This is a genomic window from Binatus sp. (SeqCode) (assembly GCF_050013435.1).
Lineage (GTDB): Bacteria > Desulfobacterota > Binatia > Binatales > Binataceae > Binatus.
In genome coordinates, this window is record NZ_JBEKFG010000024.1 from 1 (window position 1) to 11,851 (window position 11,851).

The following is an 11,851-nucleotide window of genomic DNA, read 5'->3' on the forward strand; positions in this document are numbered from 1 at the left end:
CTCTACGCGGACCTGGTCAAGTTCGACGAAGCCGCGTCCGCGTGAGCGCGCCAGGCAAGCCCGCGCTCAGCTCAACTCCCGGTAAAATTCGCGAATGTCGGCGGCCAGCAGCTGCGGCTGCTCCATCGCGGCGAAATGCCCGCCGTTGGGCATCGCGGTCCATCGCCGCACGTTGTACGCGCGCTCGGCCCAATGCCGCGGCGGACGCACCAGCTCCGCCGGGAACATCGCGACTCCGGTGGGCGCCTCGATTCGCGTCCCGGGCTTGAGCCGCCACGGATGATGGCGCGCTTCGTAGTACAACCGCGTCGAGGAATTGATCGTCTGCGTGACCCAGTAGATCATCACGTTGGTCAACAGCTGGTCGCGGGTGAAGCTCCGCTCGACGTCGCCGTGACAGTCGCTCCAGGTGCGGAATTTCTCGACGATCCACGCCGCCAGTCCGGCCGGTGAATCGTTCAGCCCGTAGGCGAGCGTCTGCGGCTTGGTGCCCTGGATCCACTGGTATCCGGTCTCGGCGGTGCGGAATTTTTCCATGTCGCCGAGAAACACTTTCTCTTCGGGCGTAAGCTCGGGCGCGTTGCGTCCTTCGGCGGGCCCGATCGCAATCATGTTGAGATGGATGCCGAAGACGCTGTCGGCGTGCACTTCGCCGATTCGCGACGCGATCGCAGCGCCCCAGTCTCCGCCCTGCACCGCGTAGCGCCGGTAGCCCAGCACTTCGGTCATCAGCTTGTGAAGCATCTCCGCCATCGCCTGGATATTCATCGCCCGAGCCCGCGGACGGTCCGAAAACCCATAGCCGGGGATCGACGGCGCGATCACGGTGAACGAATCTTTTGGGTCGCCGCCGTGCGCCGCCGGATCGGTGAGCATCGGGATTAGTTCCATAAACTCGCAGATCGATCCCGGCCATCCATGAATCAGCAGGATCGGCTTGGGATTGGGCCCGTTGCCCTTTTCGTGAATGAAGTGAACTCCGAGCCCGTCAACGCGCGCCTTGAAATGCGCGAAGCGATTGATTTCGCGCTCATGCGCGCGCCAGTCGTATTTGGTTCGCCAGTACTCGACCAGTTCCTTGAGGTAGGCGAGATTGGTTCCATACTCCCACGCGGTATCGGGAACCTCGTCGGGAAAGCGCGTGTTATTGAGCCGCGCGCGCAAGTCGGCGAGCACTTCGTCGGGCACCTCGACGCGGAACGGCTCGATTTTGCCACCGCCCATGAGAACCTCCGCGGCCACTCCTGAGACTCACGCGCGCCGGTCGCCGCGCGCGTGAAACCGTCGCGCAAATGCCTCCGATCCTACTTCTTCGCGAGCGCTTCCTTGGCAAGCTCGCTGGCGGTTTTGCCGTCAAGGCCGGCGCCGAACTTGTCGCGCAGCGCCTTCATGATCGGGCCTATCTGCGACGCGCCCGCCGCAATCGCAGCCGCAATTTCCGCGCGCACTTCATCGGGCGAGGCCGCGGCGGGCAAATACGATTCGAGGACCCTGGCCTCGGTCTCGTTCTGCTCGATCAGGTCCTGGCGGCCCGCTTTGCGCGCAAATTCCAGCGATTCTTCGCGCTTGGCCCGCTCGCGCTTGATTATTTGCAGGATCTCGGCGTCGTTGGGGTCGCGGCGAACGTCTTTTTCCAGCCGCGAAATTTCGGACAACACGCCGCGCAACGCCATCATGCGCAGCTTGTCGCCGCTCTTCATCGCGGCCTTGAGATCGTCCTGAATCTTGCTCTTCATTTTTTCAGTGACGCGAATCTACTTCGCGCCGTAGCGATCAAACCCAACGCGGCCGGCGTGGGGGCAATTGCGGTTCGCGCAATCAGTGACGCGAAGTAAGTCCGCGTCACTGAAAAGCTACTTATGCGCTGCCGTCGCCGTGCCCTTGGTGTCGACATCTTGCCACTTCGGAGGTTCGACTTCGGTCCACTTGCTACCGTCGAGACGGTAGGTGAATACCAATATCTTTTGCTTGCCCGTCGCCCTGCCTTTGCCCTCGCCGCTCTTGGAGGGCGTGTACTCGGCCGCCTGCAGCTTCGCGAGCACGGTCCAGTGTCCCTCCTTCATCGTCGGCAGATACAAGAACTTTGCGTGCTCGAGATCGACGTACGGCTTGCCCGACGCCTTCTTCTCGCTCTCGTCACCCAGGTAGCTATCGGATTCGCTCGCGATAGTATCGCTCAGCGCCTGTTGCTGCGCCTTGGGAATGGGATTCTCTTTGGCGGGACCGTTAGCAGTGGGACCGGCAGCCCCCGAACCGGCAGCGCCGCTGTTGATGTAAAGGTCCTTCTTGACTTCGATCGCGCGTGCGCTGTTGGGCGCAAGAATCGCCGCGACAATCAGCCCCGCCGCCACCAGAGCAGTACATGGTTTCGCAGCCATCTTTCCTACCCTCCTCGGCTTCGGCTTATATCACGGCTTCTGCGGATTAGCACGACTGCGACAGCGAAAAATGACAAGCTCAGCGCTTTGCCTCAATCAGCGCAAAGCGTATCGGCACCAGGACCCAGCTCTCGACGGCAATTCCGCCGTGGCGGGCCGGCACAAACCGCCATCGCGACCGAACTGTTTCCAGCGCAGCGGCGTCGAGAGTGTCGAAACCCGACGAATCCGCAACTTCGGCGCGCTCGACGGAACCGTCAGCGCCGACCAGCACGCTAACTGTCACGGTACCCTGCTCGGCGCGTCGCCGCGCGACGGCAGGGTAAGCGGGGGGAGGATTTCTCGCGTAATCGGCGTGGGCGATCGAATTTGGATCGCCGCCGTTGCCGTTGCCATTGCCGCCGTCGCCGTTGCCGGCACCTGCCCCTGCTCCGCCGCCTGGTCCCGCGGCGGTGCCGACGGCGCCGACGGCCGCCGAAAAAGCACCAGACGCGCCGCCCGGTGAGTCGTCACGACTGTGCGAATGCTCGTCATGCTCCGAATCTGCCGATCGCGCGGGCGCGACCGAGCGCACCGGAGCCAGACTAGCGACTTCGGAATCCGGTTCTTCCATCCGGGGTCGCGGCTTGCGAGCGGCCCGCGGCGGTGCCGGCCGCGTCGCCACATGAATCGACGCGGCGCCAGCGGCGGCGCCCGCGCCAGCGCGCGCGCCGCCGCGTCCCGCAGCGTCTTCTGTCCCCTCGACGAGATAGGCGAGAACCCAATCGCCAGGCACCCTCGCCACTGGCGACGCAAAAAACAAGATCAAACCGACAATTGCCGCGTGAGCCGCTATCGAAGCTGCAAACGACGCCACATGACGACCCGGGCGCGCCCCGGTCGCATCGTAGGAAGATTGCGATTTGTTCTGTTCGTCCAACGTCGCCCAGCCCGGCCGAAGCTTCGCGGATCGGAATGGAAGCGGCCAGGAGCGACGAACGACTACGCGGCAGTACGGCGCCGGCAGTAGTCACTGAAAAGACTCCTGAAGCCTCCCTCTCCCGCGAAGGTTCCTTCGGCTCCATCGATTCACCCGGTCGCCTGACTCGACGAGCGCCGCGATTTGATTCTTCGCCTTTCGTGGCGGCGCTCAGCCTTACAGTTGCGGGGCAGCGCCGGTCTCTCACCGGCTTCCCCGGGCGATTCTCAATGAACACTACGCGGCTTGAGCGCCATGTCAACCGTTGGGCTCTTCGACCACCGCAGCATCTCGAAGTGACGCCGCCGTTTGCGCCGTTTGACACTTTTCAGGCAATCGGGAAAGACTCGAAGCGGCAGCAGGCCGGCGTTGCTGCCCCCGTGTAATCGCGACGGGAGCGATCCGGCCTAATGCCACGAAGGAGAAAGGCTTATGAAGTTTACCTGGTTCCATCTGATGCCGTACCGATTCCTGCCCGAAGACTTCAAGCAAAAGTATCACAGCGTGTGGGTTGATATTCCGCGCGACTTGTACGATCCGAAAGTCGGGCATCGCCTCTACAATGACTACCTCGATCAGCTCGAATACGCCGACGCGATGGGCTTCGACGGGCTGGGCGTCAACGAGCATCATCAGAACGCGTACGGGCTGATGCCGTCGCCGAATATCATGGCGGCGGCGCTCAGCCGGCGCACGCGCAACGCCAGCCTGGTCGTGCTCGGCAACTCGATCGCGCTCTACAATCCGCCGATTCGCGTCGCCGAGGAATTCGCGATGCTCGACGTGATCTCGGGCGGCCGGCTGGTCGCGGGATTCCCGGTCGGCACCTCGATGGATACCAACTTCTGTTACGGCGAGATCCCGGCCACGATTCGCGAGAAGTACTACGAGGCCCACGACCTGATCATCAAGGCGTGGACCGCGAAGGATGTCTTCTCGTTCAACGGCAAGTTCACCAAGCTGCGCTACGTCAACCTATGGCCAAGACCGCTCCAGCAGCCGCATCCTCCTATCTGGATTCCGGGCGGCGGCTCGGTCGAGACCTACGACTTCTGCGCCGACCACGGCTATCAGTACAGCTTCCTTTCCTACTTCGGCTACATCGCGGGCAAGAAGGTCGCCGACGGCTATTGGGAAGTGATGGCGAAGAAGAACAAGGAGTTGAATCCTTACAGCCTTGGCTTCGCGCAGGTCGTCGCGGTTTCGGAGACTGACGAGCAGGCGGAGAAGGACTACGCCCCGCACATGGATTACTTCTACAACCGATGCCTGCACGTCTATAACGGATTCGCCGACGCGCCGGGCTATCGCACGGTGAAGACGATCAAGGCTGGAATGCTGGGCCAGGTCGGCGCGCAGGCATCGATGCAGCGTGAAGGTCTCGATTGGAAGGACTTCGTCGATCAGGGCTTCGTGATTGCGGGATCGCCCAAGACGGTGCGCGACCGTCTGCGCGAGGCGATGAAGTCGCTCAACTGCGGGCATCTGATGATGATCATGCAAGTTGGCTCGATGCCTCCGGAACTGGTGCGCAAGAGCACCAGCCTGTTCGCCACCGAGGTCATGCCGCACCTGCGCGACCTATGGAGTGGCTTTGAGGACAAGTGGTCGCCAAAGCGGATGGCGCAAGATGAGATCGCGATGCCGGCCGCCGTCCATTTCCAGAAGACCGAAGTCAACGGCAAGCCGCGCGCGGGATCGGTGGGCGCGGCGGAGGGGCGCAGCGCGAAATGAACACGACGCAGAAACTTCTAAACGGAAAGTTCTCGCTCGAGATGCAGGTCTATGGGAGCGGCGAGCCCCTCCTATATCTGCACGGCGCTGGTGGACTGATGCCCGTCGAGCCGTTCCTGGAGGATCTCGGCAAACACTTCAAAGTCTATGCGCCGCATTTCCCCGGCTACGGCGAATCCACGGGGATCGAGCATATCGACGACATCGCGGACGCGGTGCTGTTCTATCACGAGTTGATGGATGAACTCGGCATCCCGACCGCCAACCTCGTCGGCCATTCGATGGGTGGGATGCTGGCGGCGGAGGTCGCGGCGTTCGACGTGCATCGCGCAAAAAAGCTGGTGCTGATCGCGCCGGCCGGTTTCTGGATCGACGAAGTGCCGATCCCCGACCTGTTCGCGGCGCAGCTTACCGAGATTGCGGGGCTGCTGTTCCACGATCCCAATTCGCCCGCGGCGCAAATGATGACCGCGATACCGTCGGACTTCAAAGCGCTCGAAACGATGTACGTCGAGCGGGTGAAACGGCTGGCGACGGCCGGCAAATTTCTGTGGCCGATCCCCGACCGCGGCCTCAAGAAGCGCGCCTACCGCATTCACGCGCCAACCCTGCTCCTGTGGGGCGACGACGACAAGTTGATTGCGCCGGCCTATGCCAGGGAGTTCACCAGCCGCATCAAGAACAGCAAGCTCGAGATAATCAGGAATGCAGGCCACATGGTGATGTACGAGCAGCGCGACGCGCTGGTCGGCGCCATCGTAAAATTCCTCAAGGGTTGACCCCGCATGGCAAATGAAACGTCGGATTCCGCTCGCGCGCCGCTTGGATGGTTCCTTACCGTGATGACGGTGCTGTTTGTCGTCCTGGCACTTTCCGATTTCACCAAGGCGCTCCAATTCGCGAACAATCCAGCGGTAGGCGGCCTGGTGGTCTTCGGTCACAAGTTCCACGGCGTCGCGAACAACCTCGTGCTCGGTCCGTTGTTCGGCGTCGTGTTGCTCATCTACGCCCACGGCATCTGGCACTTGCGCGCGTGGGTGCTGCCGCTTGCGATCGTCTATGCGTTTTACGTCCCCTACAACCTGGTGCTGTTCTGGTACACGCAACCGCCGGGGCCTCGATCGATTCCGTTCATCGTGGGCTATCTTGCGATCGCGCTGATCGGTTCGATCGGCACCGCGATCTATCTCGCCTGGCATCGCGAGCGGCTGAGCTGACCGTCGCACGGCTGAGCGCAATAATTTTTTGGAGTTGACTGAGACACGGCACAGTTTTAAATTGCAACTATGAAAATTTACGAATTCACCATGGCTCCCAATCCACGCCGCGTGCGCGTCTTTCTCGCGGAAAAAGGCATCAACGTTCCTTACCAGCAGATCGATCTTGCCACTGCCGAAAATCGCAAGCCCGAGTTCCTGAAAATTAATCCGATGGGCGGGGTGCCCGTGCTCGAACTTGACGACGGCACTCGGATCGCGGAGTCGGTCGCGATTTGCCGCTACTTCGAGGAAACCAAGCCCGAGCCGCGCCTGATGGGCGTGGATGCAAAGGACAAGGCCGTCGTCGAGATGTGGAACCGGCGGATGGAGTTCGAGATCTTGATGATGACGGCGGGCGCGTTCCGCAACACCAGCGATTTCTTCAAGGGACGCATCCCGCAAGTCAAGGAATACGGCGAGATCTGTCGAACCGCGGCGCTCAAACGGCTGGAATGGCTCGACACGGTGCTCGCCGATCGCGAATTCATCGCGGGACCGCGCTACACGATTGCGGACATCACGGCGCTGATCGGAATCGATTTCGGCCGGCTGACCGGAATCAAGGTCGAGGACAATCAGAAGAACCTCGCGCGATGGCATCAGGCGGTATCGAGCCGTCCCAGCGCCAAGGCCTAGCAGGGTGTTGAATAACTCAAATCGAAGGGCAGTTCGGGTCTTGAACTATTCAACACCCTGCGTAAAAGATGGCTTCTTACCTACAACATCTCCCCCAAAGGGGGAGACCAGTAAAAAACCCCCTTTGGGGGAGACAAGAGAGAGGGAGCAGGCGTTGAAAATTACTTTTTCAACAGCCTGCTAGCGCCGATTCGTTTCATCGAAGCCTGACCGGAGATTGGGGCGGTTCGCATGACGCGGACCGCCCCGATTTTTTCAGCGCGAAGCGGATTGCGCGACGGCCGCCGCCATCGGCGGATATATCGGCGGGTAGATCCGGTACAGCATCAGGTAAACAATCACTCCGGTCACCGACACGTACATCCACAGCGGCCAGGTCCATCGCGCGATTCGCCGATGGCGGCTGAACTTGCCGCGCAGCGCGAACCAAATCGTCGCGAATATAAGCGGCACGATTACGCCGGCCAGGGTCACGTGCGGAATCAGAATCGCGAAGTACAGCGAGCGAACCCACCCCTCGCCGCTGAAGTGCACGTTGCCAACGTTGTAGTGATAGACGAGATATGAGGTCAGGAAAGCGGCGGAAAAACCCATCGCGGCGAGCATGCATGCGCGATGCGCTCGCACCCATCCGTTCTTGATGAAGATGAATCCCGCGAGCAGCAGAACCGTCGCGCATCCGTTGAGGATCGCGTTGAGCGGGGCCAGCGAATGGTAGGAATCCAATCAGGTTGCCAGGTTTTTCACTGTTCTATTTCTGCGGCACTTGCATGGGCGGCGGTGCGATCGGATTCGCACCCATCTCGGCCGGATTCGTCACCTTGATCTTGTGATCGAACTTCGTCCACATCCGCGTCGTCAGATCGGGCAGCAGCATGAAGCACAGAAAGGTGACCAGCACCACCGGAATTATCGCGATGATCGCCAGCGCCTTTTTTTCCATCGCCAGATGCATGAAGTACATCGCCACCAGCACGGCCTTTGCCCACGCCAGCGCGATCAGCAGGCCGACTTTGGCGACGTGCGGCAGGCCCATCGCATACACGCCCAGCTCGATGCCGGTCAAAACCGCCAGGTAGATAAAGACCGCAATGTAGTTCGGCCCACTATGCTCAACCTCGTACGCCCCAGTCGCCGCTTGCGTCGTCATGGCTTGAATTTCATCTCCAGACCGTAGTCGTTGTAAAAACTGGCGCCTTAAATCAGGTAGATGAACGTGAAGATCAGTATCCAGACCAGGTCAACGAAGTGCCAGTACAGGCCCGCGATCTCGACCAGGCCGGCTTTCGCCTGCGTTATCTTGCCCATCATTCCGCGAATCAGCAGCACGCTGTTGTACACCACGCCGCCGAAAACGTGACAGCCGTGAAAGCCGGTCAGGATGAAGAAGGTCGCGTCGAACAGGTCGCGCTGCGTCGACATCCCTTTCTCGACGATCAGGTGATGCCACTCGAACGCCTGCATCCCAAGAAACAGGATCCCGCCAAGCACGGTCAGCCCCATGAACATCCGGAACTTCGACTGCATCCCGTGTTGAATGCCGTCGAGCGCCTCGACCATCGTGACGCTCGAGCAGATCAGGATGAACGTCATTATCGCGGTGGTGGTGATGCCGAGGTAGTCGGCAGGCGTCGGCCAGTTCGGATTGTTGATGCGCAGCGCGCCGTAGGCTGCGATTCCGGCGCCGAAAGTCATTGCGTCGCCGGCCAGGAACGTCCACATCCCGAGCTTGCCGAGATTTCCCGGGGTAAGCGACGGTTCCAGCTGATCGACGGGTAGCGCACCGTGATCGTGGGTCTCTGCTGCAGCGGCCTCGCTCATCGCAACCATCCTCTTCGGGGCAAATGGCTATAGGCAATACTCACTTGAAATGACTACCCTCGTCGCCAATCAGCGCTTCGTGATCGTCGGCGGAGTTGAATCGCCGCGGCGGATTGAGCGCCGATAAACGAAGTAAGTAATCCCGCCGATTGCGGCAAACGAGACATACGGCGACGCCAGCATGAACAGCACGCTGCTCTTGTACGCATGGAGCGCGTGACTGTCATCCGACAGCCCGCAGGTCGCGCACGCGTTCGCCAGCCGCGGGGCCGCCGCGACAATCGCAGCCGCTATCGTTATGGCGGCGGCCTTGAGATGTCTTTTTTTCATTTTTTCACTTCTTCACTGCCACGTTTGCCACACGCCCAAAACTACATCAGATACACGAGCCCAAACAGCAGCGGCCAGACCGCGCAGACGAAATACCAGTACACCGCGCATACCTCAATCCCGCCGGCGTTGCGCGCGTTGTACCTGCCGCCCATCGCAGCCATCGCCACGCACGCGAGCCAAATGACCCCGGCCGTCACGTGCGCGCCGTGGCATCCGATCAGCAAATAAAACGTGCCGCCGTACACCCCGCTGGAAAGCTTGAGGCCGTGCGCGACCAGCCGCACCCATTCGCTGCCCTGCACCGCAAGAAACGTCACGCCCAGCGCGAGCGTTGCCAATAGATAACGGCGCAGCAGGCGCTGGCGGCTGCGATGCGCCGCGCGCAGCGCAAGCGTCATCGTGAGCGCGCTCGATAACAGCACGAAGGTGTTTACCCAGGTGACCGCAATCGGCAGGCGCGGCAGCGCTGGCGGCGGCCAGAAGGCCGCTTGGAGGCGGAAGATCAGGAATGACCCGATCAGACCGCTGAACAGCATCATCTCCGACGCGATCAACATCATGATCGCGAGCATCGCGCTGCTGATGAAGGGACGCTCGCTCTGATCGCCGGCCGCGCTCGAGCCCGACGATCGGCTGCGCCGGATCGGCGCCACCAGCGGCAGTACTTTCGCGGTCGATGCTGTCATGCGGGGCGTCATATCAATGCTTCACCAGAATCGTCACGACCGAGACCGCTACCAGCAGGAGCATCACGCCGACCAGTATCTTCAGCGTCCGCCAGATTTCCTCTTTGCGCTCCTCGCGCTTTACCAGGTCAGCCACGGCGGTTCTCACACGCGATCCAGCACGAGCACCAGCCACACGATGGGTAAATAAACCAGCGACGCGAGCAACAACCGGCGCGCCGCCCGCGTATTGCCGGGCGAACGGATCATCACAAATCCAAACATCAACATGCCCAGGCCAAGCGCGGATGCGATTACCATGTAAGGGATTCCAGCAAAGCCAAGCATGGTCGGGATGATTCCCACCGCGACGAGTCCGAGGCACCCCGCAATTACGACCAGATTCGAAGGATTTCCGCCGCGCGCAGTATCATCCGGAAGCAGCCGGATGCCGGCGCGGGCGTAATCGGTCCGGAACAGTCGCGCAACCGCAAACGTATGCGGCAGTTGCCACAGGAACATGATCGCAAACAGCACGATCGGCTCCAAGCCCAGCCCGCCGCGCGCCGCCGCCCATCCCGCCACTGGCGGGAGAGCGCCGGAAACCGCGCCGACGACGTTGCACATCCAGGTGTATCGCTTCAGCGGAGTGTACACGCCGAGATAAACGGTCGTGATTGCGGCGATCACCGCGGCGCAGGCCAGGTTCGTCGCCAGCGTCAGGTAAACCAGGCCGGCGGCCGTCGCGGTCACGCCGAACACCAGCGCTTCGGCCGGGCGCATCCGCATGTCGGGCAGCGGACGATGGCGCGTGCGGTCCATCATCGCGTCGGTGTCGCGCTCGACGTACTCATTGAGCGCCAGCGTCCCGCCGGCTGCCAGGGCGGTACCCGCCAGCAGATTCAGCGCGAGCGTAACATCGAATCCCGTGCGCCCACCCAGATAGAAACCGGCCAGCGTCGTGACCAGCACCATCAGGACAATGCGCGGCTTGGTCAGTTCGAAATAATCGCTCACGCGGCCGTGTGGCAGCGTCAGCGCGGATTCAGCGATCGCCACTTTGGCATTCACGCGGTCACCTGCCGTTCGATTACGCGCGAACTCGCATGCGACTCGATCGCATGGGCGCGCGGCGGCGCGGAGAGGATGCGATAGGCACGCAGCGTCAGCGTCAGGCTGGTCGCCAGAACCGCGGCGCCGACCGCGACGTGGCTGGTGGTCGGGATCACCGCGCGCTCGCTCCAGATGGTGAACGCACCGAGACCAATCTGGATAATCAACAGCACGAACAACCCGATCGCGGGGCGGCGCAGCGCGCCGACCTCACGATGCGTCCGTAGCACACGCGCGACCGTCCAATAAATCATCGCGGTGACAACCACCGCACCGCATCGATGCGCAAAATTAACCGCGATGTACGGGTCCCAGTACGGCGGCACCAGATAGCCGAACGAAAGCGGAAAATCGGGGATTACCAGCCCGGCGCTCATGTGGCGCATCAGCGCGCCGACCAGAATTTGCAGGTAAATGACGGCGGTCGTCGCGGCGGCAAGCGCAGGCAACTGGATTCGTGACGGCGGATCATCGACGTGCGGGGTCGTGCTCCAGCACGGATTGGTGAAAATAGCGATCGATACCATCAGGCACAACAGCGCCTGGGCCGTAGCGGCGTGCGCAACCGCGATCGCCAGCGGCAACTCGAACAGCACGGTGATTCCGCCAAGCACGGCCTGCACGACGATCAGCAGGAACGCCACCACGACCAGCTTGCGGACCCATCGCCGCGGCTCGGTGCGCCATGCCCACGCCATCAGCACCAGCGTAAGAATTACGACTGTTCCGGCAGCCACGCGATGGCCAAATTCGAAACGGATGCCGCCCTCCCACGCCGGGATGAGTTTGCCGAACGCCAGCGGCCAGTCCGGCACGGCAAGCGCGGAACCCGTCGAGGTGACGAGTCCACCGACGAAGATGAGGCAAAAAGTCGCGGCCGCGGTCAACATCGCAAAGCGATGCAATCCGCGCGTCCTCTCATCTCCGGCTGACAACTGCGACTGATTCATTCGC

16 protein-coding genes and 1 riboswitch are annotated in these 11,851 nt (G+C 61.8%); of the genes, 4 read left to right on the plus strand and 12 right to left on the minus strand.

Translation table 11 applies throughout. The features are described 5' to 3' along the window. Positions 1-66 precede the first annotated feature (66 nt). The 4 genes from ABSB13_RS06740 to ABSB13_RS06755 form a co-directional block, all read right to left on the minus strand. The gene (locus ABSB13_RS06740; RefSeq protein WP_428106739.1) at positions 67-1,224 is read right to left on the minus strand and encodes an epoxide hydrolase family protein; all 1,158 of its coding nucleotides are present in this window, start codon (positions 1,222-1,224) and stop codon (positions 67-69) included. 80 nt (positions 1,225-1,304) lie between these two features. Next, entirely contained in the window at positions 1,305-1,736 is a 432-nt protein-coding gene (locus tag ABSB13_RS06745; protein WP_428106741.1) for a GatB/YqeY domain-containing protein, read from the minus strand. A 117-nt stretch (positions 1,737-1,853) separates the two neighbouring features. Next, the gene (locus ABSB13_RS06750; protein ID WP_428106742.1) at positions 1,854-2,378 is read right to left on the minus strand and encodes a hypothetical protein; all 525 of its coding nucleotides are present in this window, start codon (positions 2,376-2,378) and stop codon (positions 1,854-1,856) included. A 79-nt stretch (positions 2,379-2,457) separates the two neighbouring features. After that, positions 2,458-3,153 (minus strand): energy transducer TonB, encoded by a 696-nt coding sequence (locus ABSB13_RS06755; RefSeq protein WP_428106745.1) that lies wholly within the window; start codon positions 3,151-3,153, stop codon positions 2,458-2,460. A gap of 299 nt (positions 3,154-3,452) precedes the next feature. Next, a riboswitch (cobalamin riboswitch) is annotated at positions 3,453-3,553 on the minus strand. 215 nt (positions 3,554-3,768) lie between these two features. On the opposite strand from ABSB13_RS06755, the gene ABSB13_RS06760 reads away from it, so the two are divergent. From ABSB13_RS06760 to ABSB13_RS06775, 4 genes are all read left to right on the plus strand, one after another. Then, positions 3,769-5,070: an LLM class flavin-dependent oxidoreductase gene (locus tag ABSB13_RS06760; RefSeq protein WP_428106747.1), complete on the plus strand. Its 1,302-nt coding sequence runs from the start codon at positions 3,769-3,771 to the stop codon at positions 5,068-5,070. After that, a complete protein-coding gene (locus ABSB13_RS06765; RefSeq protein WP_428106749.1) occupies positions 5,067-5,849 on the plus strand; it encodes an alpha/beta fold hydrolase in 783 nt (260 codons plus the stop codon). Before ABSB13_RS06760 ends, ABSB13_RS06765 begins: the two co-directional genes overlap by 4 nt. 6 nt (positions 5,850-5,855) lie before the next feature. Then, positions 5,856-6,287, plus strand: coding sequence for a hypothetical protein (locus ABSB13_RS06770; RefSeq protein WP_428106751.1), 432 nt, complete (start codon positions 5,856-5,858; stop codon positions 6,285-6,287). Between the two features lie 69 nt (positions 6,288-6,356). Beyond that, the gene (locus tag ABSB13_RS06775; protein WP_428106752.1) at positions 6,357-6,965 is read left to right on the plus strand and encodes a glutathione S-transferase family protein; all 609 of its coding nucleotides are present in this window, start codon (positions 6,357-6,359) and stop codon (positions 6,963-6,965) included. A 255-nt stretch (positions 6,966-7,220) separates the two neighbouring features. On the opposite strand, the gene ABSB13_RS06780 is transcribed toward ABSB13_RS06775, so the two are convergent. The 8 genes from ABSB13_RS06780 to ABSB13_RS06815 all read right to left on the minus strand — a co-directional run bounded on the left by ABSB13_RS06780 (position 7,221) and on the right by ABSB13_RS06815 (position 11,847). Then, positions 7,221-7,691 (minus strand): DUF420 domain-containing protein, encoded by a 471-nt coding sequence (locus ABSB13_RS06780; RefSeq protein WP_428106754.1) that lies wholly within the window; start codon positions 7,689-7,691, stop codon positions 7,221-7,223. Positions 7,692-7,716: 25 nt separating this feature from the next. After that, a complete protein-coding gene (locus tag ABSB13_RS06785; protein WP_428106756.1) occupies positions 7,717-8,115 on the minus strand; it encodes a cytochrome C oxidase subunit IV family protein in 399 nt (132 codons plus the stop codon). A 47-nt stretch (positions 8,116-8,162) separates the two neighbouring features. Continuing rightward, a complete protein-coding gene (locus ABSB13_RS06790) occupies positions 8,163-8,786 on the minus strand; it encodes a cytochrome c oxidase subunit 3 (protein WP_428106759.1) in 624 nt (207 codons plus the stop codon). A gap of 69 nt (positions 8,787-8,855) precedes the next feature. After that, on the minus strand, positions 8,856-9,116 hold the full coding sequence (locus tag ABSB13_RS06795) for a hypothetical protein (RefSeq protein ID WP_428106760.1): 261 nt from the start codon (positions 9,114-9,116) through the stop codon (positions 8,856-8,858). Between the two features lie 41 nt (positions 9,117-9,157). Then, positions 9,158-9,805 carry a cytochrome c oxidase subunit 3 gene (locus ABSB13_RS06800; protein ID WP_428106763.1) on the minus strand — a complete coding sequence of 216 codons (648 nt, stop codon included), beginning with the start codon at positions 9,803-9,805 and terminating at the stop codon, positions 9,158-9,160. Between the two features lie 13 nt (positions 9,806-9,818). Then, on the minus strand, positions 9,819-9,941 hold the full coding sequence (locus ABSB13_RS06805; protein ID WP_428106765.1) for a hypothetical protein: 123 nt from the start codon (positions 9,939-9,941) through the stop codon (positions 9,819-9,821). A gap of 8 nt (positions 9,942-9,949) precedes the next feature. Beyond that, a complete protein-coding gene (cyoE, locus tag ABSB13_RS06810) occupies positions 9,950-10,855 on the minus strand; it encodes a heme o synthase (RefSeq protein WP_428106767.1) in 906 nt (301 codons plus the stop codon). Then, positions 10,852-11,847 (minus strand): COX15/CtaA family protein, encoded by a 996-nt coding sequence (locus tag ABSB13_RS06815; protein WP_428106768.1) that lies wholly within the window; start codon positions 11,845-11,847, stop codon positions 10,852-10,854. Before ABSB13_RS06815 ends, cyoE begins: the two co-directional genes overlap by 4 nt. Between the last annotated feature and the right edge of the window lie 4 nt (positions 11,848-11,851).

Bases quoted from the DNA above. Each gene is read 5' to 3' on its own strand.
- ABSB13_RS06745 (WP_428106741.1), bottom strand. From the start codon at position 1,736: ATGAAGAGCAAGATTCAGGACGATCTCAAGGCCGCGATGAAGAGCGGC.
- ABSB13_RS06800 (WP_428106763.1), bottom strand. From the start codon at position 9,805: ATGACAGCATCGACCGCGAAAGTACTGCCGCTGGTGGCGCCGATCCGG.
- ABSB13_RS06765 (WP_428106749.1), top strand. From the start codon at position 5,067: ATGAACACGACGCAGAAACTTCTAAACGGAAAGTTCTCGCTCGAGATG.
- ABSB13_RS06740 (WP_428106739.1), bottom strand. From the start codon at position 1,224: ATGGGCGGTGGCAAAATCGAGCCGTTCCGCGTCGAGGTGCCCGACGAA.
- ABSB13_RS06815 (WP_428106768.1), bottom strand. From the start codon at position 11,847: ATGAATCAGTCGCAGTTGTCAGCCGGAGATGAGAGGACGCGCGGATTG.
- ABSB13_RS06790 (WP_428106759.1), bottom strand. From the start codon at position 8,786: ATGAGCGAGGCCGCTGCAGCAGAGACCCACGATCACGGTGCGCTACCC.
- ABSB13_RS06750 (WP_428106742.1), bottom strand. From the start codon at position 2,378: ATGGCTGCGAAACCATGTACTGCTCTGGTGGCGGCGGGGCTGATTGTC.
- ABSB13_RS06795 (WP_428106760.1), bottom strand. From the start codon at position 9,116: ATGAAAAAAAGACATCTCAAGGCCGCCGCCATAACGATAGCGGCTGCG.
- ABSB13_RS06785 (WP_428106756.1), bottom strand. From the start codon at position 8,115: ATGACGACGCAAGCGGCGACTGGGGCGTACGAGGTTGAGCATAGTGGG.
- ABSB13_RS06770 (WP_428106751.1), top strand. From the start codon at position 5,856: ATGGCAAATGAAACGTCGGATTCCGCTCGCGCGCCGCTTGGATGGTTC.
- ABSB13_RS06760 (WP_428106747.1), top strand. From the start codon at position 3,769: ATGAAGTTTACCTGGTTCCATCTGATGCCGTACCGATTCCTGCCCGAA.
- ABSB13_RS06775 (WP_428106752.1), top strand. From the start codon at position 6,357: ATGAAAATTTACGAATTCACCATGGCTCCCAATCCACGCCGCGTGCGC.